Here is a 20,931-nt window from a genome sequence, read left to right as displayed (position 1 = left end):
TACAAAATTATTGAACACAATATAATAAACATATAAGCAATGGTACTAATCGATTAATAATCAAACATTACTTCGGAAAGAGGCTTACACATGAAATTAAAACTAGAATTCAAATCATCTAATGGAACACAATTAAAAATTAATACGGACAAGAAACAGCGAAACTTCACCTCTTTAGAAAAGATTTACTTTTCAGTCCAAACCATATATGTTTTTATCAAACTTGCACAAGCATTAGTTAACTAATGCTTATTTTCGTTCGTTGTGTTCGTTTGTTTTGTTTAAATGGGCTAATCTATCAATTATATCAAATCACTTAATCAAACTATTACATATTAGTGATTGATTCATATACTATAGTAGATTGCTAGAAAGGAGGCGTAACCATGGATAGTTGCGTAGTGTTTGTAAATGGACAACCTTTTTTAGTTCTCTCAGTAGCTGGTATTGAAATTGCTAGATTAGAGATTTCTCTTCAAGTAGCATTGGCTCTAAGAGTGCTTGGAATACCAATCTGCGATTAATTACCACATCAAAAAAAGAGGGCATTAGCTCTCTTTTTTTATTTACCCCTTATCTTTCCTTAACAACAAACAAGACACCATCAGATCACGGCAGCGCCTACGATAATTGCTATTGGTTTTATCATGCGTAATTCCATCCAATTCATGGTTACTATTCTAAATAGACCAACGATGTATTATAATCCTTTATATACCCAAGGAGGTTTATCATGCTCAGCTTTCATAAAAAACTACCCATCTTAGGATTCTTTTTGTTTTTATACGGTTTCATCGGTATCATCTTTTTATTACTATTCCTTAACGTGTAGGAACACAACGTATAAATATATGTTTAATATGTAATTTTTATATAACAAAGAAAAAAGCATCCATATTGGATGCTTACTGTATACTAATATTAATATTGAATAGCTTCATTGATAGGATTTCTAGAACAATAAATATACTAGCTGAAACTGATCTATATCCGATATTCTTTCCTGTAACATTAATAGTAATCTCCGCTAAATGGGTTGGTACATTATCTTTTTCAAAAATTTTATCTTCAACCTTTTCAACTATTGCTACATTATCCACTTCTTTAAAAGTTTTCAGCAATTTTGTTTCTAATAAAGTAAAATCAAAATTTTCATCTTTAATCACATCAAATATAATCTTCATTTTTCTTTCCCCATTTTTAACTAGTTAATATATTAACATCAATATAATTATATATATTTGTATTAAATAATTCAAAAAATATGTTTTATAAACTTTCCCATAGTTAACCCATCTAATAGAGAAAGAAAGAAAAAACAAATGGAAGAAGTTCCTCTTCCAAGGTCAAAATCACACTCTCAATCTTCTCGTTTATATCCCGTAGAGCTAACTCAATACTTCGGCTACTTAATGTCATTTTCGCCTTTTCTGGCCAATATTTAATTATAAAGGATTTATATCAAGACGTATGTGTTTCTTCCGACGCCTTGTTTGAACCAATACACTAGAGGGACGGAAGGGGAATGTTTCCGCTGTATTGGCTCAAACAAAGAGTGGAACTCTTTGCCCTCGTTTTGGTCATTAATAAGAATCGTGAGTAATTACTAATGCACGAGATCACGTATACTTTTTAGATTTTTAGAATGCAAGCGTCACTCAATCATGAGCAACCACCCCCATTCCACTTTCAAGAACCGACATACTAGAGAGTAATAGACTTATATTTATTATCAACCCAGAGGACGCGTTCCGAGCTGATTGATAAATACAAATTAGAAACAGTATGACGAATGCGAGTTATCTCACACCCGCCACACTGGAATTTGTCATTATTAATCATTTAAGGGAATCTTACCACCCTTACGGCGAGATTCTTACCGCCCATGCCCGCCCTGCCGCGGTATACGTTAAGGAGTACTAATCCTCTTCGATATGCGGTTTTCAAAGAGCTTGTACCTAAAATTTACCGTTATTTTCATTTGCAAAAACTCCCCAAAAAATATGCTATTTCTCTGCTTTTTCTCTGCCATTTTTAAATGATTCCTAATGCAGTAGCGATCAGTTTAATTGCACTCTTCTTCTTCTCGTAAAAGTATGAGTTCTTCATCATCAATTCGTTTTGTACGAATGAATCTTTAACTGGTTTATTATCTAGGAACTTCATAGTAATGATATTTCTTTCATCTTCATCCAAGATGTTATGTAATGCCTTTTCAATTTGTTGTACCTTCATCCTACTTGTTACCCTTGAATCACGTAACTCAGGGAATAAACTGATTCCTTCCTGTTCCACATCATTACTGAATCGCATCTTAAGTGCTCTGTATTCCTTTAATACGCTTACTACTTCCTTTTGTACTTTCTTATCATCGATAGCTGGTAAGAATGTTAATTGTCTTTCCATGAAGGAATCCCCCTATTTCGAATTTTGGTTTTTACATTCACATCAGGTACGTGAAATTTTACTATCTCTTTGTTGAATAAGGGAAACATTCATAGCGAGTAGCCCCCACCATCCACTCTGCATGGTTCCGTTATCCATTAAGCCTTTAATAATTTTCGTTGCTTGTTGGCCATCTTCTCTTTCGCTGCTTCAATGTTATTCGTTACCTTTTTATGGTCCTGATCAAATTGAATCATTCCATCAAACATAACTGGTGCTACTACTTCATCTACATATTGTAAGTAATCCACTGGCGCTCTTTCTGTCTGTTCTACTAAGTACCCATAAACATCAAAATCTGCTCTTGGTATTGACTTCTTGCCTTTTGGCTGCTGTGCCATCCCTACGTAAGATTGGATGACTGAGAGTGGTACCACGAATACTGACTTATCCTTACTAAACTCTATAAGGAAGAAGCAAATCGCTCCCATCTTCTCTGCTTTCTCCAGGTAATCCAACTGATGCTGCGCAATATTCTTTAAATCAAATCGTGTAGCATTCTCTGTAGACTTCGCTTCAAATGCTATAGCTCGTCCCTTATACATGCCGTCATAGTCTACCGTACTCTTAGCTTCATAGAATCCATTTAGTACACGGCCACCTTTACTTTTTAACACCTTCACAGGAGTCGGACGCTTGTTTATAAGCGCCACTTCCCCTCTCTGATACATTTCATTCGCTAGATTGATAAGCATTTCAAAAGCCATACCACGGTTTCCTTGTCCCATTGTTATTCCCCACTTTCTAATTCAATTGAATATGCAATATTTCATATTTTCTTATTATAATATTCCTTTATTAAACATCATTTTCTATCAAACCATTAATACTCATTGATAAATCAACATTTGTAATTTAATTCCTGATGTTTAATCCCTTTAAAACACATTTAATTTATATATCAAAATAATTGTATTGGAATTTCTTGTTCTACACATCTATACGTGTTTTGTGTATTATATAGTGGAAGAGTAAGGTAAGAGTTACTCTTTGCCATTTTAGGAAAGGTCCTGTTGGAGACAACGGGGCCTTTTTTCATATAGAGATAGTTTTGTTTAATTTTTCGCCATTAACCACAAAAACATCTTATAATTGTTATATGCTAAATCAATTAATGTATTAGGAGTAGATAAAATGCCAGTTACACTCGAACTTACTCTTTTCATTCTTATAGCAATTAGTGCTGTTGGCTATTTGTTAAAAGAATCTCAAAAAGCTAAGAAAAGAACACTTGGAATTTTACTAGAACTTTTAGTTCTTTTCTGGTCAATATGGAGAATATCGACTATCATAATCCAAATTTTAGAATATAATCTCTCGTGAATAAAACTCAATATTCCGTCAATAATATAGATAGGCGATAGCCTGAACCCATTTAATGAAGTCCCTAGCCTTTCTCCTAGTTCCCCCTTGGAGATGAGCAGTTAGCTTTTGCTAGCTGCTCTTTTATTTATGAAAAAAGATAAAATTTTTTATAATAATTCTTCTTTATTTCTCAATATAAAGAGTCCTGGATTTTCATTAACAATCTTATAGTATATAAACAAAGAGTAAGGTAAGAGTTACTCTTTGCCATTTTAGGAAAGGTCCTGTTGAAGACAACAGGGCCTTTTTACATATAGAGATAGTTTTGTTTAATTTTTCACCATTAACCGCAAAAACATCTTATAATCGTTATATGATAAATTAATCAATTAATTAGGAGTAGATCAAATGCCAGTTACACTAGAACTTATTCTTTTCATTCTTCTAGCAATTTGTGCTGTTGGCTATTTAGTAAAAGAATTTCAAAAAACTAGGAAAAGAACACTTGGAATTTTCCTAGAATTCTTGGTTCTTTTCTGGTCAATATGGAGAATATCGACTATCATAATCTGATTTGTAAAACATGAATTCCTTCGAATAAAACCCAATATTATGTCCATAATGTTGATAGGCTGTATGCCAAAATCCATTTAATTTTCTCTGTATCTCCTTGTATTGAGCAGTTAGCTTTTGCTAGCTGCTCTTTGTTTGTAAAAAAGCACTCAATTGACAGGAAATACATATAATATTCTGTGTTCCTTTCTTTATAAAATAGTCGTTACAAAATGAATCTCGTCACAAGAGCACTTTATTAAGTGCTCTTTTTTGGTTTAAAACTAAAACAAAATGAAGTTTTTACCATGAAGATAATTGTTAAATATTTTACGCCCATGCATTATAATAGAATAGTTATTGTATATTGGCGTTAAGAGGAGCGACCTGATTAAGGGCTTCTCTTTTTTATTAAATATTGATAACTGCCCTTTGATCTCAACCTGTTCAATCATTTCCTCATTCCCCTTTCAAATAAAAAAACATTTTGTTAGTTCTACTACGCCATCAATGTATAGACAACTATATATCAAGGTGTTAAAATATTATTATGATTCTTATATAGAGTCATATACGACCTTTTCTTTGTTCATGGGGCTCTTACATAGTAGTAAGGGCCATTTTTTTATAAATAAATAGTTTATTTATATATTAATTCGAATATACAGTTGTAAAAATCATTAGTTAAGTGTTAAAATTCCCTATATACTCCTTAGGGAGTTCTTATGTAATTAACAAGAGTTTAAAACTTCTCGAATCTTAAATCTTAGCCCCTTGGAGCGCCCTCCAAGGGGCTGCAACAATTAAAATAACGTTTTTGTTCACTTTTTTGATACATTTATGAAACATTCATGTGTTATCTTCAATACGTTCTATTCTTTTTATTATGTCGTGTGAGATATACCAAGTTTTGAAACCCTAGACCCCCTAAACCTAGGGTGATTTTATTTAATTACTAGTTTTCATCAACCCGATAACTTAGTAATTACATCCACAGGCTCAACTCTCTCCCTTTTGAGAATTGAGCTTTTTTATTTAATCCCCGTTGATCCGAAGCCATAGCTTCCTCTTTTGCTCTCAGACAACTCGTCCACCTCAACGAAATTAGCTGTTTCCACTGGCGCTATGACACCTTGAGCAATACGAGTACCCTTTTCAATTACACTAGCTTGCATGTTTGCTGCTTTAGGTATTTCGATGTTATCAACTAGTACTCCAACTTCTCCACGGTATCCACTATCCACCGTACCAAGAATAACTCTTAATTTTGTATTACGCGTCATACCGCTACGCGGGCGCACCTGCAACTCATATCTTGGCGGAATCTCAAAAGCCAATCCAGTTTGTACAACCTTTGTTTCGCCCGGCCATATAATCGTGTCCTCTGCTGCTACAAGATCAAAACCACTATCCCCTGGCCTTGCGTATTTCGGTAATTCCACATCTCTCAATCTTTTAATTTTCACTCTTAAATTCATTTTCTCGGCTCCTTATACATAACCTTTCAATTCCTCTTTCCGATTCTTCAGCTCTTCCAAAGAACGCTTTGTTTTCCGCTTCTCGCTATCCAATCCAACCAAGTGATATTCCATCTTACGAATCTCACTTTCGATTACTTCGAGTTCACTTTGCACCTGCACCGCGGTTTCTTTTTTCATCACTTACCTCCCTTTGATTCGCTAATTAACTCAGTGATTTCGAATAAACCATTCTCCATTGGTTGCATTACTTATCATCTCCTTTCAATAACTGTCTTAGTTCCTCACATGACCCTTCATATAAATCACGGCCATCAGGTAATTTAAATACATGCCTATCAATCAACCGCTCTATTAACTTGGCTTGCTCGCTCATGTTGCCTCCTAGCTGATTTGTTTCTTTTTATACTTACGTGGCGGCTTTGTCGCTGCTTTGTATGGATCCATCTTCCTTTTAACCCTCTGGTAAAAGGTCTTATTACTAATACCATTCGATTCCGCTAAAGGAATATACTTCTCGAATCCTTTTGCCGTGGTAGCTACATCGTATGGCGTCATGCCGTTACGTTTTCGTCTGTAAAAGGTGGATTCACTAATCCCATTTTTCTCAGTTAATCTCAGTCATTTTTTATTCTTTTCATTTCCTTCCCAGCTTGTACTGACTGGTGTCGTTATAGCGCGTTTCAAACTCCAATGTAACTCTCCCATTCGTTGATCTACATTCTTCTTGCTAACGCCAATTTCAGTAGCCTTTGCATAATCTTTTAATGTTGGCTTCTCCATTTGCTCCCTCCTAATCCAGTGACATAATTTCATTTCGTGTACGATTAGAAATAGTTATCCTATAAATTACATAACTAGAACTCCATTAGGGAGTGGAGCAGTTAGCGAAAACTAACTGCTTTTTATAAATTAACTATTTTGTTTAAATTTACCTTAATTCATATCTAATTTTCTTAACATTCTAATTAACGACTGTATAATATAATTAAACTATTTGTATGAGAGGTGATTATTATGAACTGGAAACAAAAATACAATCCAAAGTATCTCTTTTACCGCATGTATAGTTATATTTATAAAGCCCTTGATGATATATCATGGTCCTTAAAATAATTTAGATTGTTATGAGTACACATTTTTTGTGTGCTCTTTTCACATTTCTATAAAATAACTATTTTATTTAATTTCATTGTTCAATTTTCTTATAGACCTTACAAACTTGTAATATTACTGTCACCTAAATGGATAGTTAATTGGTTAATCTTGGCTTAACATACAGAATGACTAAACAAAACATCAATGAAAGGTGCCACTTGATGGAAAGAAAATTATTACGCTACGGAATTATGAGTATAGCTTTTCTCACTATCCCAATGATATTTATACTTTTGGTATCGTCTCAATCCATTCCCAAAGAATACGGTAAAGAATGGCCAGAAGTTAAAAGAACAGCTGAACTAGTAACTATCGGTTATTTTAAAAAAGAAAAAAATCTTGATATTGTAATTGATAAAATTAGTCCATCAGAAGAATATAGAACGCATGAAATCTTCCTATACGGGCATGTCACTGATAATGAACTACAAAAAGTTTATGCTGTTGTAAATTTTAGTGAGTACTATTCGGTTGAAGTCATTTCTGAATACGAATTGAAATCCAAGAGCAGTTAACTTAATGTTAGGTGCTCTTTTAATTAAAATAACTATCTTGTTAAATTTATAAAATACAACCGCTTGTCCATTTCGCTTTGTGTTAAAATGGCGTTTTTGTATAAGATAATTTCTCCAGATTAATTGGACATATTTACCGATTTATTCACCACTAAATCCATGTTAAAATCTCTTGTGAGTACGACATAGCTCAATTTTATGAAGCCCAGCAACATTTTCTGCAGGGCTTCTTTTTTTCAACAAGCCGTTAGTTATCTGAATTTAGCCAATTTGATCCCGTGTCATAGCGCTATGCCTCCTAATCCAAATTCATGATTTCCTCTAAAGTTCTATCCGAAATATAAGTATTAATGATTTGTATCCTTTCGTATTTCTTTTTAGCCATTTCTATAGCCTCGCTCTCGGACTTCGCCTCAAACCAACGAAGCTTCCACTTTTCGTCTTTGTCGTAAAACTCTATTGAGTACGTCATAACGCTATTACGCTTCAAAAATTTGTCCACGGTACTTGTTGCGGTATAATCAAAACTTCCGACTACATCCTCCAGTGTTAGTTGCTTCATGTCCCTAACCCCATTGGACGAGATTTGATTTTATTCTTATCAGCCTGATCCATAATCAATGCTGCGATTTCTAATTGGTGTCTTCCTAACTCTTTTGCGATTTCAAGGATTCCTTTGTCTTCCTTCCACATTTCTTGTAATCGAATTACCTCACTTTCATCAAATACCAAGTCTAACTCTTCTAAAGCGATATACAAATTACGACGCGATTTCTTCATGTACTTTCTCTGTTGCAATGCCATTCTGTAATTCTCTTTTTCCAAATCCGTCCCAAGTCTCGGCATCCCATTTCCCCTCCAGTTGTAATTGATGAATCTCTCTTAGCTCCGCCATAATAGCATGACGCTTTCTATCCACTTCTTTAGGATCGCAATTCCCTGCCCCGCAAATACACGGTGCAAATTGATAGCAGCCTTTCCCTATATCGTTCTTAATTACTCCCGTTCCTTCACATGCGCACATTCTAATTTCCCCTTTCTATCTTTGCTATTGCTGCAAATATCGGATAAATTTGGTGAGGTACAACTGCATTACCTAAGCTTCTAATTCTGTCCATCCGGTTGGGAACCCCATCATCTCTTCCCAAAAAACCGGATTGGAACGCCCTCTTTTCCCAGTCAATATCATTAAATAGTTTGGAAGTTGCCCCAAATGAGCTCTTTCCCCATTTTTCAATTTTGCTAATGTCTTCTCGTAATTGTTGAGTCCCCTGGTATCCGACGCAGTTGGAGTTGGAAAGAAATGAGATAATAAAGACTCTGTCCCTTCTATGCGGGGCACCGATGGCACAAGCCGGAATAACAAACGGTTGTGAGGTGTAGCCGATACTTTCCAAGTCAGTAAGCACATTGTCGAGCCCCAATGTGACATGTCCAGCAACATTTTCACCAATAAACCAAGTTGGTCTGATTTCTTGTAATAAGCGGAATACCTCTGGCCAGAGATGACGGTCATCCGCCTCGCCCTTTCTGTCCCCGGCAACACTGAAAGGTTGGCAAGGATATCCTCCTGCCACAATGCTAATTGTTCCAACATCAATACCCCGTTCTTCTAATGATTGTTTTGTAAGTTTTCGTATATCTGAAAAGATTGGTACTATAGGCCAATGCTTATTTAGTACTTTCTGATTGAATTGTTCAATCTCGCAAAAGGCTACTGTTTCAATTCCAGCCCAATCCGCCGCTAAACTAATACCGCCGATTCCTGAAAATAGATCAAGCATTTGCATATTGCGTCCCCCTTTTTAAAATGGCAATGCTTTTCTTCTATAATCCTTTGTATCTTTGAAAACTAGCGCCCTGAATTTATTGAAGATACGTGATACAATCCGTTCATCGTATGCGCCCTCTAAGCGCTCTCCTGTAAGGTTTGTGGTAAAGATAGTGGATTTACCTTGCCTTCCATCGAAAACATCGAATAATACCCTGTTAATGAAGTTTGTCGCTTTTGTATTGGCATCTAATGCGCCTAATTCTGCTCCCAAATCATCGACTATCAATACTTCTGCTCTTACTAAACTTCGTATAATTGCATCCTCGGTTAATTTGGAATCTTTACTGAATGTACTTTTTATCTTTCGTAGCAATTCACCAACTGTGACGAAGACAACTGACTTTCCTGCCCCAGCAAGCTGATCCGCTATAGCATAAGCAAGATGTGTTTTCCCTGCTCCACAATTCCCGGCCATAATCGTGTTAAACACTTTCCCGTTGAGATAATCCGTTACGATAACCTTCGCAAGTTCAAGATTCTTCGCTCCTTCATCGCTAGTAGGTTGGTAATTATCAAAGTTAGCTTTCTTGATGTTGCTATCTGCAATCATACTTTGCTGGTGAAACATGAATTTCTTCTCATTCGCTTTATCTGCATCGTATTTCGCTTGTTCTTGTTGCTGAAGCTTCTTACTTTCGTTTTCAAGGAAGCATCGAGGGCAAACAACTTGTCCACCGAACTTCATCTTATTCATGCCGTGCGTATCACACACATCAGAACCCATAGTCATATTCACCTTTTTGGCTATATCTGTTGGTATTGCTGCCGCTGCTCTCTGCATTGTTTTTCGCTCCTTTTTTAGAATTCATCTGAATAGTTAGTTGGTCGAACTTTTCGCGTAGCTTCTTAGGAGATAAAATGTTACCTTGCCAGAATGGATCAGCTTGGCACCAATCAATAACATCCTTAATCTCCTGTAATTCACGGTTATCCTTTTCACGCATCAATCTAAAATCGTTTGCCCAAGAATCAAAGTTAGGTTCTTTTTGTTTAGGATTATTACCCTTAATTTTTTCAAACAAATACTTAGCTCCGTTGGTGTCGCAAGTTTCAAACTTGTGACGGGAAGGTTTTTCTTTCTTCTTTTTATCTTTTTCTTTATCTATATCTAATTCTTTATCTTCTTCTATATCTGTTGCGTCACGTGACGTCACGCAAGCGTCACTTTCTTCACCCTTATCTTCTAGTGCTAATTGCTGTTGTTTCTTGCGTTCGCGGTACTTTTTGTTTCGTTCTGCATTCAATTGTTTTACGCGTTCTAATCCATCAATGTTCTGATGCTTCTCCCAGTTCGAGATGCATATGTACTGATCATCTGTTATATCAATCATTCCGAACTGTTTAAATGTTTGTAGTGCCAGTCTTACAGTTGCTATCGGTCTATTAAAAAGTGTAGAAAGCATTTCTTCTGTAAAAGGAATGTTTTTACTCAAGAAAATGTAACCATTGGCATTCGTTCTACCTGCTTGAGACAACAATTTAATCCAAATAATTAGTAATGTGTCTGCCTCTGGTAAGCTTTCAATCAGGCGAATCTTTTCATCTTCAAACATACTAGTAGAGAGTTTTATCCATTTAACATCTGCCATTTAGTCCACCTTCTTCATCCAACATTCGTAACTGACATGATCATCCATGCCTGTAAATCTAATCTTGTCTTTCCCTTTGAATTTTCCATCGTTATAGAATGTTTTTTCTGCCCTGTACAATCTCTTAATAGGAGTTATATAGTCGTAACCTCGTTTTTCTAAATCACGAACCGCTTTTAGCATTTCTTTCATTGATCCACGTCTCACCGGCACTTGAAACATTATGCATTCTCCCTTCCGCATACCGCTATGTCGCCTTGAATCTCAATAATTTTGTATCCTGGATAACGATCGGGAGTAATGTACTCTATCGCCCTTGCTTTTACTTCTTTTTCATTTTGCACGCCCTTCCACACCCATGAAGGAAGGACGATTTTAGATTGATTTTTGTCTAACATGGTTTCATCTCCTTATCCTGCTTGACTGTATTGATTCTCCCAACCAGACAGTACTTGTATTGCTTTAGATGCTAACTGTGAACTGATTTCGCTTAAATTTGTAAAAGCAACTTGATTCTTAAGTGTTTCTTCAACCATTTGTTTGTCTGTCTGTGTTAATGTCGCTACATGCGCTATTTTTGCGTGTATCATTTTTAACTGCTTTTCAGATGCTTTTCCATTACTGCTGTTTCCTTGTAGCCTGTTTGGAGCTTGTCCCCTGTTACTTTTCTGATTTTGTTTGTTACCTTTTCCATAAGTAGCGCCGTTACCATCATCATCTTCCCCTGTATTTAAGCTAAGGAATGCTGCTAGTGAATATCGTCTTGCGTATGTGATACAACTTCCTACTGCTTGCGGATCATTCTTCACTGGCTTCATCGTTAGTTCGTCCGACTCAAGCCATTCGCCACTCTCATGTAAGAGGAGTGTTTTTAACGTTACGTTTTGACCATCACCGCTTGGTATTTGCATAATACTTAATCCATGTTTAGAAAGGATTGGTCTAATTTCATCTATAATCGTGTCTAGCGTTGCATAGTTGTTTTTAAAGAAAGGATTGTCTGCATCTTTTGCTATTTTGTTAACCTCTGAATTGAATTTCACTAGCGCTTTAGCTAATTCCGTGATTGTGTCGCTTTTATTCATCGGATACGCACCCCATTTTTATAATTGATTTCTAATTTATATAAATTCATATCCTCCTAGAAAGGCATATCCCCGTGTTTTTTATTCGTTAATACTGTGATTACATAGTCGATATCAAGTTTTTTCAGCTTGTCCGTTTCTTTATCGGACATTTCTTTTAAAGCTTTTACTGCATGGCTTACTTGAATCTGCAAAACATCTTTCATTTCCACATTCCTCCTTATTTACTTAGAAGAAACGACTATGTTAAAATATAGGTATAAAATATTGCGTCGTTTCTTTAAAACAGTCGATTAGGGGTAATCGGCTGTTTTTATTTTATTTTGATGCTTTCACACATTAGAATATCTAGGAACCCATTTTAGGTGGGGGAATACCATTTAATTCGCAAATATTCCGACAATCAAGATCTTGCCTATGTTCATAAAATCGTAAAATTTCTATATAAAGTTTAAATAAAATATATACTAAACTGATTACATTCCAAGAAGTTCTTGTGGAATCGACATTTAGATTTAAATCCCTTAACACTGCCCTGCATCCCCTGTAGGGTTTTTCTTATTTAGCTAGAGTAATATATTTGTATTTTTCCTCAACCTTATCTGCGCTGTTATGTATTCCTCTAGCTCTTAAATCACGGATCATTTTGATGATTTTTGATTTCTCTTCTTTGTCCCGCTGCTGTCTATCCATCAATTTCATCCTTTATCATCTGCTTTATGCGTTTGTAGCTTAATCCTACAAAAATGAGAAACACAACCAATACCATGAAGTGTGAAAATGAACTTTCTTCCATTGTTTACACCGCCTCCTGTTCTTGTTCTTTCTTCAGTCGGTCTATGATGTAGGCTTGTCCTTTTGATGTTACGTATGTTGTTGTCCATGTGAATGGTTCTCCGCTTGGCTTCTGTTTAACGCCTTGCGCAATTTCGAAGTATCCCTTTTCGACTGCTGATTGAGTTGGTTCAGTAGAACGTTTGAACATTAAGTTCCATTCTCTAAGTTTTGCGAATAACTGACGTTGCCCGATTTTGACATTGTGCTTAGCTGCCAATTTAGCAACTTCACTTACTTTCAGAGATTCATTTGATTGCATACACGCTTCAGCGAATGTTACCAACGGTTGTTGCTGTACAATTTGTTGTTGCGCTGCTGCAAGCTTTTCCTTCTCTTCTTTTAATTTAGTGAGAAGACCAATTGCAAAGTCTGGATTAGTTACCGCCTGTTCCAGGACTTGATCTGTCATGTATGCTCCGTGTTTTCTAATAGAAGGAAGCACTTCAATCGCTAACCAATCTTGAAAAGCTTCTGCTACTTCGTTACTTGTTTTGAAGGCTAATTTGTACACTAAAGGTTCTGGAATTAAATCTCCTTTCGCCACTTGTGGCGAATTCTTAGGCAGGTAAGAATTAACTCTGTTCCATCTCACATACTTCCTTCCATTTTTGATGTCAACTATTCCTAAGCTCTTAGCAACTTGTTCTACATCAAACAACACTTCGCCATTTTCGAATTTTGCTGATACCTCAAAAATTTCATTTTTAAATTCCGTTAGTTGATTCATGTTTTCACTCCTTATTTTAAGTTCGAAAAAATCGAACTTTATATTTAAAAAAATATCGATTTTAAAGTTATCAAGTTTTATTTACTCAACCCTTTTAAAAAGTTCTTCCACAGGTATTGAAAATACTCTAGAAATAGCGAAAGCTGCCTCTTTACCTGGTGATTTGGTACCCTTAATATATTCACAAACTGTACTTTTAGATCGTTTTATCTCTTTAGCCAGCTGTATTTGCCTCATTTCATTTTCATCAAGCAAATCCGATAATTTTTTGTTGTCAAAAATCACTTTTCTGTTCACCTCGCTTACAAGTAATATTATATCAAAAAGTTCGAAAAAAGGGAACTTATTTTCAAAAAACTTTTTGACACCCCCGGAATAATAGGTCTTAATTTTCAGATTATTTTTTAAGAGAGTTTGCTCTGAGCGAACTTTTATAATAAAATGTACTTAATTACAGTAACACTACTCCAGTATTATTACGGTACTAATGAAGTTATTTATAAATTAATCATATATAAGTTTGAACTTGATAAAGAGGGTGGATTAATTATGCGTGGGGATAGGGTAAAACAATTAAGGAAAAAAATGAAGTGGACACAAGAAGAATTAGGTAATCGTGTTGATTTAAAGAAATCAACAATATCAGAGATAGAAAACAATAAGAAAGATGCAGGCAGAAAGGCTATTACAAAAATTGCTACAGTTCTAAATTGTACTACTGATTACTTATTAGGGCTTTCTGATGATCCGGAACTTAAAGAAGAAGAAAATAAGATTGTTACTGAAGAAGGTAAGAACATAATGGCTTTAATTGAAAGTCTCCCAGAAGAAGAGCGAAAGAAAGCTTGGGAGCAATTAGAGATGTATGTTACTTATATGCAAAATAAAAAGAATGATTAACCAAAGAAGACAGCCCCCACAATGGCAGTCTTCTTTTTATGTATTTGCTTTTTCTTTATACGACTCATCATGGCATGCCTTTAAAATTTCCTCTGCTTTTACCGAAGTCCCCAATTGTAAACTTAATTTTATTACTTCCCTAGCTAATTGTTCTTTCGTCATCATAAATTCTCCCTGTATCATCTTTGTAGTTTATGAATTTTTCACGATATATCACTTTTTACTTAAATTAAGAAAAAGCGAGTTTCCTCAGAAAGCACAAAAACCAACGCCACCTATTTTTATGTCCATATTATACCACAAAGAAGAACGTACGTTCTCAAAGATATGTATTATTTAAATATTTTTCTAATAATATATTATTTTTAATTCATAACGCTAAAACTTCAGCCAATGATGGTATTTGGAATTAATAGATAAAAGAAAAAGAGAGCTTTTGCTCTCTTTTTTTCATTATTAAAATTAATAATAAGTTCAATGACATCCAACGAGCTTATGAAGAGCTAAATGGACGTCAACAAGATCTTTTTGCTAAACAAGTTTCATTATATGTGAAAATGCTGCTCCACTCAAAAAATCATACGAGTCAAACTCATTTTTCTCTGACATACGTCACCTCCGCGAATTACTTATCATACCTAATAAATGTAGTGGGGTGACAAAATGACATTTGTACCCTTTATTTACTAAGGAGATGAATACATATCATCTTAAAATCAACCTCCGTTCCATATTTTCACCAAATAAAAAAGAGAGCCCAACGGCTCTCTTTTTTACTATTCATCTTCTTATTAAGATTATTTTTTTAACGTCCAATACTAGTCTGCAATTCTTGTTACCACTAAAGATGGATTCCCATAAGAAGAAATTTCCCCTTGTGCAACATCAATTATAATACTTAATGAATCATTTGCATTTAATCTAATTAATACTGTTTTCCCGATGGTATAGGCATTCAAAACGTTTGCAGGGACATCTGTACTTATAGATGTCGTACCTTCAATTTCACTTTCTTGAACTGGGGTAATGTCATTAATATATAACCTGAATTTCAAAACTGTATTAGCAGGGGTTAAATCACGATTAAAGACTCTTGCTGTTAAATCCATATTAATTTCATATATTCCACCACTCAACACCTGGATACTATTAGTTAATAAATCAAGATTTGTTCCCAAGGATGGACCAAGATTCTGGAAAATTACTTTTTGGCCCACATTTGCTGTACGAAGTGTATTAGATCTATCATACAACGCCCCATAAGCTATAGTACTTCCCCCTGGGCCAGTAGGTCCAGTTATGCCAATCCCAGTGGGACCCATTGGGCCAGTTGGACCTGTTATACCAATTCCAGTTTCCCCAGTCGGACCCGTTGGACCAGTACTTCCAATTCCAGTAGGACCCGTTGGGCCAGTTGGACCTGTAGAACCAGTCGGGCCAGTTGGACCTGTAGAACCAGTCGGGCCAGTCGGTAAAGTGAATGGCGGAATTGGTGGCAATGTAGGACCCAACAAATTAGGATCAAATGCTATTGCACTTAAAAACTCATTTTTTTCATTCATGTACACACCTCCTTACAATGCTTGTACTTATCATAATTATTAAATGCTCAATACTAGATAAATGATCTTTACACAAGCGGAATCTCTCTTTTTTATTTTCGTTCGACAAAATATGACAATATACGAATACTTTATTTGCTATGATTAGCTCGGAAATCTTACATTTTACATAATTGGAGGAACTGAGATGTACAAAAAACTAGTTACGATTGCTTTAACTGGAGCACTTGCTTTTAGCTTGGCTGCATGTGGAGATACGGACGAATCAGCAAAGAAAGTCTCTACCAATGAAAATAAAACAGAACAACCAAGCGAGAAGAAAGAAGAAAAAAAAGAATTTAAGGTTGGAGAAACAATTCAATTGGGCAATCACAAATTAACTGTTTCTAACATTGAAAAGTCTCAAGGTGGAGAATTCGATAAACCTAAAGAGGGCCATGAATTTATAATAGCTAACTTAACTATTGAGAATGGTGGCAAAGAGGAAATCAGTTATAACCCTTTCGATTTTACCTTACAGAATAGTGAAGGAAATATTGTGAACGAAACATTTACTACTGTAAATCAAAATACACAATTAAATGCCGGACAACTTGCTCCGAACGGGAAAGTTACAGGGAGTATTGCCTTTGAAGCGAAACAAGGCGATCCAAAACTTCAATTAATCTTTAAACCTAACTTCTTATCTTCAAAAGAGATTAGAGTTAATCTTCAATAAATACATACGTAGGAGAATTTAAAATGAAAAGAACAGCTGAATTTGTATTAGGACTTATTGGTGGTATTTTTGGTATTATTTGTGCATTTATTGCATTATTAATCGGTGGTATGGGGGCTGCTTTCGAAGCTGAAGGCGCAAATACGATTATCGGATTAGGTTGGGGAGCTGTAGGCCTATCAATCTTAGGAATCGTTGGTTCAGTTATGGTAAGAAATAAAGCGAAAGTTGGCGGTATCATGATGACTATCGCTGCTATTGGTGGATTTATTTGTATTTCTATCTTCTTCTTATTACCAGGAGTTTTATTATTGATAGGTGGATTAATGGGTATCTTCCGTAAAGATAAAGTTACTGTATCTGCTTAATCATACGTTATGTTAATCAAAATTAGAGGGCAAAGCTCTCTTTTTTTGTATATTCTAAATATCTTGTACTCAAATAATAGAAATTTTGATACTATTTTATTATTAAAATCTAATATATAAGGGGAGAAATACAGGTGGAAGTTGAAAAAAAATCAAAGGTTTGGGAATATATTGGATGGGGAAGCTTCATTTTAGTCGGTTCTTTCTTATTTTTTTGTGCGTTGATATTAGTATTTGGTGATCCGAAAACTAAATACCAACCTCAAGAGGTGACAGCCCAAGGTCAAGAAGTTAAAAATGCTGAAAAAGATTCGAAAAAGGAATATTCGATTGGCGAGACTATTAAATTAGGTGATCACAGATTAACTGTAACCGAAGTTAAAAAATCTCCTGGTGGAGAATTCGATAAACCAAGACAAGGCCATGAATACATATTGGTAGCAGTAAACATATATAATGGTGGAAAAGAGGATATCTCATACAATACGCTTGACTTCGAAATGAGAAATAGCCAAGGGAATATCACTAGACCTACCTTATCAATGATCAATCAAAATACCGCACTTAATTCTGGCCAATTAGCGCCCAAAGGACAAGTGGCAGGAACTCTTGTATTTGAACAACCTATAGGTGAAAAATTAAAATTACAATTCACACCTAACTTCTGGAGTAAGAAAAAGATCATCATTAATCTTTAAAATAAAAAAAGCACAGGGGAAGGAAATCCCATGCGCAATAATAACTTAGGTAATTACAGTATAACATAAAACTTCTAATACATGTTATTTTTATTTTATTCAAATACATAAATATTAATTAATACTAAAATAATATTTGGATGGGAGTCCAATACATATTATTAGAATTAAAGTGGTTCAAGTCGGAGGAAGGCACCTTAGGGTGCCTTTTTTTCACTAATTAATAGTTTGTTTTCTGCTATATGATTATAATGAAACTGCAATTTTCTAATATAATAGGTGTAAAATAACCACTAAATAAAAAGAACTGATTCCACAGAAATCAGTTCTTTTATATTACATATAGTCTTTGTACTGCGCAGCAAATGATTTGTTTTTTATTAAGTTCTTTATGTCCCACGATAACAAAATAACGTTAACTAGTCTATCCTATTTATATTTCAATTAATGAATTTAACAGTGGTAAAATATTGGGCTTCTTTGTTACAGGACTTACCCCAATTTTTTGTACTTCTTTATTTTTGAAAAAATCAATTTCACTATCCCAGTAATTTATATAGAAAAATTCTCTATTCAATTCATCAATCTCTTTTGCAAATTGTACTATATATTCTAAATTAAGGCTATTAAACACAATTATATTCCCAAGTTTCATACGTAATTTCAGCGAATTAACACTTTCGTAGTTCTTCCATTCCTGATTTGGCTTTGTCGTTGACAATACAGCAATTTTATCGTAGTTCCATAATGATTCTAAATCTTTACGAACTTTTAGTTGTAAAATTCCAAAAGGAATAACTAATATAACATCAAAACCTTTAGAAAGTATCTCTTTTGCTAAATCTTTTTCATAGCTACTTCCCCATCCAAGGGTAAAAACAAATTCACCTACTGGAAGTTCATTTATCACCTTTAATAAAGCATTCTTTTCTCTATCACTTGATTTATAATTTGCTACAATAGCTATATTCTTTTTACTTAATAATTTAGTATTCCCCTCACAATATATTTCGGGTGTAGAATGTCCTATTAGTTTAGGTGGATAATACTTATCATTCGGTAATAACCTCTGAATATTTCGATCTTTTAGTTGTATATCATCTAATTTAACATTAGATGTTCTTCTTGAACTACTGGGTTCAAATACTAGGATTTGCGCATTTAGATCGCTTAAGTATTTATTAATCATAATTTTAACGTTATTCCAGTCGAGTCCGCCATGTCCACAACCTAGAGCAGGTAAGGTTACAGTGGAATTCTCTTTTTCTAAGAGATATTGCCTTAACCAAATTAATCCTTCTTCTATGTACTCATATTCTGAAGGGTTTCTCCAGTGAACTTTTGTGGGAAAGTTAATGATGGTACATGAAGAGAACAAATTTTCATCCTTCCACACGTGGGGTTTACCTGGTTTAACTTCATTTCTATTGCATGCATTACGGTAATCAATAAACATATCTGGAAACTTTTTTTTAAAAACTAAAGCAACCCCTTTACCCATAACCCCTACACAATTTACAGTATTTATTCGGATATCAGCATTATAATCAAAAAAATCACCTGATACGAACTTTAGCATTTTAAATCTCCTTACTTATTTTTTTAATAAATCCCGGTAACTTTCTATTGATATCAAAAGTCCAAAAAGGGTTAATTGCAGAAACATCCGCCATAGATATGGCAATTAACATATTTAATTCATTATCATCTATTTTTAGACTTAATAATTCTTTTTCACTTCTGCCTTTAGCAAGAATCTCTCCAATTATGTCATGGTAGATGACCAATAAGCAAATTTTCCGGATTTCATCTATTGACATTGTTTTAAATTCCTCAACTAAAATTCTTTCTAACATTGGAATTGAATCTGCTGGGTGATCCGGATATGCAACTTGAATTCCGCCTTTCCATTTTGACTTAGGGCCTTTACCTATGTCATGTAAATACGCAGATAATTCAACTAACTTTTTATCACCTTCAGAGAGGTTTCTATAATACTCGTTATCTTCTAAATTACTGACCACCTTAAGTGTATGATCGCTAACATTATCAGAATGTACTTTATTATCAGTCTCTAATTCAAAAATATCTTCTAACTCTTTTAAAATACAAAAATTCTTTTTTATTTTGACTAATGCATCATTTATGTCCTGAAAAGCACTTAGTTTTGATTCTTCACTTTCCCTTTTTTCTATAATATTTCGAATTGCCTCATTAAAATCATTTCTAAGAAAAATTGGACCGGTTACTAAAGTTTCTTTTTTCCTACCAGCCATAAAGAATTTTGTAAAATAGAAATGTCTATTATTAAATGGTGTATATGAAATATTGGGTGATTTTAGTTCATAATCTTGATAAATTTTCTCAATTTCTTTTTTGCAAACTTTATTAAAAACAACATAGCTGTCTATCCATTCAATTGGGACTTTTTTGTATATTAGAACTTCAGCCATTCGAGAATGTAACTCGTCAGTGGTACCACTATTCCATTTATTACTATCAATCAAATCCCATTTCAGATTCTCTAAATCTTCAGGATTCCTGTAAAAATTAGGAGATATCGAAGTGTTTGCAGATGCATCAGTAAATAAGACATTTTCCTTCAATAATTTCTCTATTGATATTGCAATAAATACTACTAATGGTTGATCGATATTTTTCCTATTAAGTACACCTAATAACATAGGATTTATTGTTGCAAAATAAAAAGGAACATAATCATGAATTTTCCCACAAGGTTCTAGCGGAACATCCATTCTACTTCTCCTTTGTTGAATATCTTCATTTGCCAAATCAATATGTTCAACACTTTTACTTTCCTTTTCATTAGTTGATAAAAGTCCATGTTTCACTATTGATTCAATATTATCAATATGTGTAAAGTGATAAAAATATTTCCCTTTATATTTTTGTGGAATTTTCATAGTACTCTCCTTTAATTAAAAGATTTTAAAATAACTCGATGTTTTTACAAACATTTTCTCCATATTTTTCCCCCGAGTGACTTTCAGATTAACTTGTCATTGTCCATCGTTGTTATCCCCCCTAATATATGTGCAATACTAATTAGCCAATAATTCCCTTATACATTATATCAGCTACGGTACATGCGATCATAACAAATTATTTATATAGTTTAGTTTATTAATCGATATCATAT

Annotated in this window: 31 protein-coding genes and 1 pseudogene; 8 read left to right on the top strand and 24 right to left on the bottom strand. The window is 34.3% G+C overall.

Annotation, left to right across the window (positions count from 1 at the left end; genetic code table 11):
* Positions 1 to 386 precede the first annotated feature (386 nt).
* The gene (locus ACXVYO_RS26840; protein ID WP_000376554.1) at positions 387 to 524 is read left to right on the top strand and encodes a DUF3956 domain-containing protein; all 138 of its coding nucleotides are present in this window, start codon (positions 387 to 389) and stop codon (positions 522 to 524) included.
* Positions 525 to 905: 381 nt separating this feature from the next.
* Here the strand turns inward: ACXVYO_RS26840 and ACXVYO_RS26835 are convergent, their stop codons facing one another.
* The 3 genes from ACXVYO_RS26835 to ACXVYO_RS26825 form a co-directional block, all read right to left on the bottom strand.
* Entirely contained in the window at positions 906 to 1,184 is a 279-nt protein-coding gene (locus ACXVYO_RS26835; protein ID WP_098238653.1) for a hypothetical protein, read from the bottom strand.
* Positions 1,185 to 2,034: 850 nt separating this feature from the next.
* Positions 2,035 to 2,406: an ArpU family phage packaging/lysis transcriptional regulator gene (locus tag ACXVYO_RS26830; protein ID WP_458469281.1), complete on the bottom strand. Its 372-nt coding sequence runs from the start codon at positions 2,404 to 2,406 to the stop codon at positions 2,035 to 2,037.
* A 137-nt stretch (positions 2,407 to 2,543) separates the two neighbouring features.
* Positions 2,544 to 3,173: a Holliday junction resolvase RecU gene (locus ACXVYO_RS26825; RefSeq protein WP_458469279.1), complete on the bottom strand. Its 630-nt coding sequence runs from the start codon at positions 3,171 to 3,173 to the stop codon at positions 2,544 to 2,546.
* A 406-nt stretch (positions 3,174 to 3,579) separates the two neighbouring features.
* On the opposite strand from ACXVYO_RS26825, the gene ACXVYO_RS26820 reads away from it, so the two are divergent.
* Positions 3,580 to 3,768, top strand: a complete 189-nt coding sequence (locus tag ACXVYO_RS26820) for a hypothetical protein (RefSeq protein WP_087955509.1) — start codon at positions 3,580 to 3,582, stop codon at positions 3,766 to 3,768.
* Positions 3,769 to 5,333: 1,565 nt separating this feature from the next.
* On the opposite strand, the gene dut is transcribed toward ACXVYO_RS26820, so the two are convergent.
* The 4 genes from dut to ACXVYO_RS26800 form a co-directional block, all read right to left on the bottom strand.
* Positions 5,334 to 5,780 (bottom strand): dUTP diphosphatase, encoded by a 447-nt coding sequence (gene dut, locus ACXVYO_RS26815; protein WP_458469277.1) that lies wholly within the window; start codon positions 5,778 to 5,780, stop codon positions 5,334 to 5,336.
* Positions 5,781 to 5,792: 12 nt separating this feature from the next.
* Complete coding sequence (locus ACXVYO_RS26810; protein WP_458469276.1) at positions 5,793 to 5,960, bottom strand: hypothetical protein; 168 nt, start codon at positions 5,958 to 5,960, stop codon at positions 5,793 to 5,795.
* Between the two features lie 67 nt (positions 5,961 to 6,027).
* Positions 6,028 to 6,156: a Fur-regulated basic protein FbpA gene (gene fbpA, locus ACXVYO_RS26805; protein WP_458469274.1), complete on the bottom strand. Its 129-nt coding sequence runs from the start codon at positions 6,154 to 6,156 to the stop codon at positions 6,028 to 6,030.
* Positions 6,157 to 6,401: 245 nt separating this feature from the next.
* A complete protein-coding gene (locus ACXVYO_RS26800; RefSeq protein ID WP_458469273.1) occupies positions 6,402 to 6,563 on the bottom strand; it encodes a hypothetical protein in 162 nt (53 codons plus the stop codon).
* A gap of 536 nt (positions 6,564 to 7,099) precedes the next feature.
* Here ACXVYO_RS26800 and ACXVYO_RS26795 point away from each other — a divergent pair.
* The gene (locus tag ACXVYO_RS26795; protein WP_458469271.1) at positions 7,100 to 7,453 is read left to right on the top strand and encodes a phosphoglycolate phosphatase; all 354 of its coding nucleotides are present in this window, start codon (positions 7,100 to 7,102) and stop codon (positions 7,451 to 7,453) included.
* A gap of 298 nt (positions 7,454 to 7,751) precedes the next feature.
* On the opposite strand, the gene ACXVYO_RS26790 is transcribed toward ACXVYO_RS26795, so the two are convergent.
* From ACXVYO_RS26790 to ACXVYO_RS26730, 13 genes are all read right to left on the bottom strand, one after another.
* The gene (locus tag ACXVYO_RS26790) at positions 7,752 to 8,015 is read right to left on the bottom strand and encodes a hypothetical protein (protein ID WP_458469269.1); all 264 of its coding nucleotides are present in this window, start codon (positions 8,013 to 8,015) and stop codon (positions 7,752 to 7,754) included.
* Entirely contained in the window at positions 8,012 to 8,257 is a 246-nt protein-coding gene (locus tag ACXVYO_RS26785) for a helix-turn-helix domain containing protein (RefSeq protein ID WP_458469369.1), read from the bottom strand. The genes ACXVYO_RS26790 and ACXVYO_RS26785 overlap by 4 nt, the downstream gene beginning before the upstream one ends.
* Complete coding sequence (locus ACXVYO_RS26780; RefSeq protein ID WP_458469267.1) at positions 8,214 to 8,477, bottom strand: hypothetical protein; 264 nt, start codon at positions 8,475 to 8,477, stop codon at positions 8,214 to 8,216. The genes ACXVYO_RS26785 and ACXVYO_RS26780 overlap by 44 nt, the downstream gene beginning before the upstream one ends.
* Before the next feature lies 1 nt (position 8,478).
* A complete protein-coding gene (locus tag ACXVYO_RS26775; protein ID WP_458469266.1) occupies positions 8,479 to 9,243 on the bottom strand; it encodes a DNA cytosine methyltransferase in 765 nt (254 codons plus the stop codon).
* A 15-nt stretch (positions 9,244 to 9,258) separates the two neighbouring features.
* Entirely contained in the window at positions 9,259 to 10,017 is a 759-nt protein-coding gene (locus ACXVYO_RS26770; RefSeq protein ID WP_458469367.1) for an ATP-binding protein, read from the bottom strand.
* Positions 10,001 to 10,876, bottom strand: coding sequence for a phage replisome organizer N-terminal domain-containing protein (locus tag ACXVYO_RS26765; RefSeq protein WP_458469264.1), 876 nt, complete (start codon positions 10,874 to 10,876; stop codon positions 10,001 to 10,003). Before ACXVYO_RS26765 ends, ACXVYO_RS26770 begins: the two co-directional genes overlap by 17 nt.
* Positions 10,877 to 11,098: a hypothetical protein gene (locus ACXVYO_RS26760; RefSeq protein ID WP_458469262.1), complete on the bottom strand. Its 222-nt coding sequence runs from the start codon at positions 11,096 to 11,098 to the stop codon at positions 10,877 to 10,879.
* Complete coding sequence (locus ACXVYO_RS26755; protein ID WP_458469260.1) at positions 11,098 to 11,274, bottom strand: hypothetical protein; 177 nt, start codon at positions 11,272 to 11,274, stop codon at positions 11,098 to 11,100. The genes ACXVYO_RS26760 and ACXVYO_RS26755 overlap by 1 nt, the downstream gene beginning before the upstream one ends.
* Before the next feature lie 12 nt (positions 11,275 to 11,286).
* Entirely contained in the window at positions 11,287 to 11,961 is a 675-nt protein-coding gene (locus ACXVYO_RS26750) for an ERF family protein (RefSeq protein ID WP_458469258.1), read from the bottom strand.
* 56 nt (positions 11,962 to 12,017) lie between these two features.
* Complete coding sequence (locus tag ACXVYO_RS26745) at positions 12,018 to 12,167, bottom strand: hypothetical protein (protein ID WP_162876073.1); 150 nt, start codon at positions 12,165 to 12,167, stop codon at positions 12,018 to 12,020.
* A 352-nt stretch (positions 12,168 to 12,519) separates the two neighbouring features.
* Complete coding sequence (locus tag ACXVYO_RS26740) at positions 12,520 to 12,654, bottom strand: hypothetical protein (protein WP_439195679.1); 135 nt, start codon at positions 12,652 to 12,654, stop codon at positions 12,520 to 12,522.
* Positions 12,655 to 12,760: 106 nt separating this feature from the next.
* Positions 12,761 to 13,525, bottom strand: a complete 765-nt coding sequence (locus ACXVYO_RS26735) for a phage antirepressor KilAC domain-containing protein (protein ID WP_439195680.1) — start codon at positions 13,523 to 13,525, stop codon at positions 12,761 to 12,763.
* Between the two features lie 81 nt (positions 13,526 to 13,606).
* Positions 13,607 to 13,810, bottom strand: coding sequence for a helix-turn-helix transcriptional regulator (locus tag ACXVYO_RS26730; RefSeq protein ID WP_226641195.1), 204 nt, complete (start codon positions 13,808 to 13,810; stop codon positions 13,607 to 13,609).
* A gap of 264 nt (positions 13,811 to 14,074) precedes the next feature.
* Here ACXVYO_RS26730 and ACXVYO_RS26725 point away from each other — a divergent pair, with 264 nt between their 5' ends.
* Positions 14,075 to 14,425: a helix-turn-helix domain-containing protein gene (locus ACXVYO_RS26725; RefSeq protein ID WP_458469256.1), complete on the top strand. Its 351-nt coding sequence runs from the start codon at positions 14,075 to 14,077 to the stop codon at positions 14,423 to 14,425.
* Positions 14,426 to 14,461: 36 nt separating this feature from the next.
* Here the strand turns inward: ACXVYO_RS26725 and ACXVYO_RS26720 are convergent, their stop codons facing one another.
* Entirely contained in the window at positions 14,462 to 14,587 is a 126-nt protein-coding gene (locus ACXVYO_RS26720) for a hypothetical protein (RefSeq protein WP_458469254.1), read from the bottom strand.
* Between the two features lie 311 nt (positions 14,588 to 14,898).
* Between ACXVYO_RS26720 and ACXVYO_RS26715 the strand changes: the two are divergent.
* Positions 14,899 to 15,003 (top strand): annotated as a pseudogene (locus ACXVYO_RS26715) (XRE family transcriptional regulator); the annotation flags it as partial.
* Positions 15,004 to 15,243: 240 nt separating this feature from the next.
* Here ACXVYO_RS26715 and ACXVYO_RS26710 read toward each other — a convergent pair.
* On the bottom strand, positions 15,244 to 15,987 hold the full coding sequence (locus tag ACXVYO_RS26710; RefSeq protein WP_458469252.1) for an exosporium leader peptide-containing protein: 744 nt from the start codon (positions 15,985 to 15,987) through the stop codon (positions 15,244 to 15,246).
* A 187-nt stretch (positions 15,988 to 16,174) separates the two neighbouring features.
* Here ACXVYO_RS26710 and ACXVYO_RS26705 point away from each other — a divergent pair, with 187 nt between their 5' ends.
* The 3 genes from ACXVYO_RS26705 to ACXVYO_RS26695 all read left to right on the top strand — a co-directional run bounded on the left by ACXVYO_RS26705 (position 16,175) and on the right by ACXVYO_RS26695 (position 17,771).
* On the top strand, positions 16,175 to 16,705 hold the full coding sequence (locus ACXVYO_RS26705) for a DUF4352 domain-containing protein (RefSeq protein ID WP_458469251.1): 531 nt from the start codon (positions 16,175 to 16,177) through the stop codon (positions 16,703 to 16,705).
* Positions 16,706 to 16,728: 23 nt separating this feature from the next.
* Positions 16,729 to 17,073, top strand: a complete 345-nt coding sequence (locus ACXVYO_RS26700) for a DUF4064 domain-containing protein (protein ID WP_144616259.1) — start codon at positions 16,729 to 16,731, stop codon at positions 17,071 to 17,073.
* 134 nt (positions 17,074 to 17,207) lie between these two features.
* A complete protein-coding gene (locus ACXVYO_RS26695) occupies positions 17,208 to 17,771 on the top strand; it encodes a DUF4352 domain-containing protein (RefSeq protein ID WP_098238635.1) in 564 nt (187 codons plus the stop codon).
* 433 nt (positions 17,772 to 18,204) lie between these two features.
* Here ACXVYO_RS26695 and ACXVYO_RS26690 read toward each other — a convergent pair whose 3' ends face one another.
* Positions 18,205 to 19,350: a macro domain-containing protein gene (locus ACXVYO_RS26690; protein WP_458469249.1), complete on the bottom strand. Its 1,146-nt coding sequence runs from the start codon at positions 19,348 to 19,350 to the stop codon at positions 18,205 to 18,207.
* 1 nt (position 19,351) lies between these two features.
* A complete protein-coding gene (darT, locus tag ACXVYO_RS26685; protein ID WP_458469247.1) occupies positions 19,352 to 20,695 on the bottom strand; it encodes a type II toxin-antitoxin system toxin DNA ADP-ribosyl transferase DarT in 1,344 nt (447 codons plus the stop codon).
* Positions 20,696 to 20,931 lie beyond the last annotated feature (236 nt).

The organism is Bacillus sp. BC08 (assembly GCF_054326875.1).
This window is presented reverse-complemented; position numbering and strand designations above follow the sequence as displayed.

Excerpts from the sequence above, each read along its gene's own strand:
- ACXVYO_RS26840 (WP_000376554.1), top strand. The coding sequence starts at position 387 with ATGGATAGTTGCGTAGTGTTTGTAAATGGACAACCTTTTTTAGTTCTC.
- ACXVYO_RS26835 (WP_098238653.1), bottom strand. The coding sequence starts at position 1,184 with ATGAAGATTATATTTGATGTGATTAAAGATGAAAATTTTGATTTTACT.
- ACXVYO_RS26830 (WP_458469281.1), bottom strand. The coding sequence starts at position 2,406 with ATGGAAAGACAATTAACATTCTTACCAGCTATCGATGATAAGAAAGTA.
- ACXVYO_RS26825 (WP_458469279.1), bottom strand. The coding sequence starts at position 3,173 with ATGGGACAAGGAAACCGTGGTATGGCTTTTGAAATGCTTATCAATCTA.
- ACXVYO_RS26820 (WP_087955509.1), top strand. The coding sequence starts at position 3,580 with ATGCCAGTTACACTCGAACTTACTCTTTTCATTCTTATAGCAATTAGT.
- dut (WP_458469277.1), bottom strand. The coding sequence starts at position 5,780 with ATGAATTTAAGAGTGAAAATTAAAAGATTGAGAGATGTGGAATTACCG.
- ACXVYO_RS26810 (WP_458469276.1), bottom strand. The coding sequence starts at position 5,960 with ATGAAAAAAGAAACCGCGGTGCAGGTGCAAAGTGAACTCGAAGTAATC.
- fbpA (WP_458469274.1), bottom strand. The coding sequence starts at position 6,156 with ATGAGCGAGCAAGCCAAGTTAATAGAGCGGTTGATTGATAGGCATGTA.
- ACXVYO_RS26800 (WP_458469273.1), bottom strand. The coding sequence starts at position 6,563 with ATGGAGAAGCCAACATTAAAAGATTATGCAAAGGCTACTGAAATTGGC.
- ACXVYO_RS26795 (WP_458469271.1), top strand. The coding sequence starts at position 7,100 with ATGGAAAGAAAATTATTACGCTACGGAATTATGAGTATAGCTTTTCTC.
- ACXVYO_RS26790 (WP_458469269.1), bottom strand. The coding sequence starts at position 8,015 with ATGAAGCAACTAACACTGGAGGATGTAGTCGGAAGTTTTGATTATACC.
- ACXVYO_RS26785 (WP_458469369.1), bottom strand. The coding sequence starts at position 8,257 with ATGGCATTGCAACAGAGAAAGTACATGAAGAAATCGCGTCGTAATTTG.
- ACXVYO_RS26780 (WP_458469267.1), bottom strand. The coding sequence starts at position 8,477 with ATGTGCGCATGTGAAGGAACGGGAGTAATTAAGAACGATATAGGGAAA.
- ACXVYO_RS26775 (WP_458469266.1), bottom strand. The coding sequence starts at position 9,243 with ATGCAAATGCTTGATCTATTTTCAGGAATCGGCGGTATTAGTTTAGCG.
- ACXVYO_RS26770 (WP_458469367.1), bottom strand. The coding sequence starts at position 10,017 with ATGACTATGGGTTCTGATGTGTGTGATACGCACGGCATGAATAAGATG.
- ACXVYO_RS26765 (WP_458469264.1), bottom strand. The coding sequence starts at position 10,876 with ATGGCAGATGTTAAATGGATAAAACTCTCTACTAGTATGTTTGAAGAT.
- ACXVYO_RS26760 (WP_458469262.1), bottom strand. The coding sequence starts at position 11,098 with ATGTTTCAAGTGCCGGTGAGACGTGGATCAATGAAAGAAATGCTAAAA.
- ACXVYO_RS26755 (WP_458469260.1), bottom strand. The coding sequence starts at position 11,274 with ATGTTAGACAAAAATCAATCTAAAATCGTCCTTCCTTCATGGGTGTGG.
- ACXVYO_RS26750 (WP_458469258.1), bottom strand. The coding sequence starts at position 11,961 with ATGAATAAAAGCGACACAATCACGGAATTAGCTAAAGCGCTAGTGAAA.
- ACXVYO_RS26745 (WP_162876073.1), bottom strand. The coding sequence starts at position 12,167 with ATGAAAGATGTTTTGCAGATTCAAGTAAGCCATGCAGTAAAAGCTTTA.
- ACXVYO_RS26740 (WP_439195679.1), bottom strand. The coding sequence starts at position 12,654 with ATGGATAGACAGCAGCGGGACAAAGAAGAGAAATCAAAAATCATCAAA.
- ACXVYO_RS26735 (WP_439195680.1), bottom strand. The coding sequence starts at position 13,525 with ATGAATCAACTAACGGAATTTAAAAATGAAATTTTTGAGGTATCAGCA.
- ACXVYO_RS26725 (WP_458469256.1), top strand. The coding sequence starts at position 14,075 with ATGCGTGGGGATAGGGTAAAACAATTAAGGAAAAAAATGAAGTGGACA.
- ACXVYO_RS26720 (WP_458469254.1), bottom strand. The coding sequence starts at position 14,587 with ATGACGAAAGAACAATTAGCTAGGGAAGTAATAAAATTAAGTTTACAA.
- ACXVYO_RS26710 (WP_458469252.1), bottom strand. The coding sequence starts at position 15,987 with ATGAATGAAAAAAATGAGTTTTTAAGTGCAATAGCATTTGATCCTAAT.
- ACXVYO_RS26705 (WP_458469251.1), top strand. The coding sequence starts at position 16,175 with ATGTACAAAAAACTAGTTACGATTGCTTTAACTGGAGCACTTGCTTTT.
- ACXVYO_RS26700 (WP_144616259.1), top strand. The coding sequence starts at position 16,729 with ATGAAAAGAACAGCTGAATTTGTATTAGGACTTATTGGTGGTATTTTT.
- ACXVYO_RS26690 (WP_458469249.1), bottom strand. The coding sequence starts at position 19,350 with ATGCTAAAGTTCGTATCAGGTGATTTTTTTGATTATAATGCTGATATC.
- darT (WP_458469247.1), bottom strand. The coding sequence starts at position 20,695 with ATGAAAATTCCACAAAAATATAAAGGGAAATATTTTTATCACTTTACA.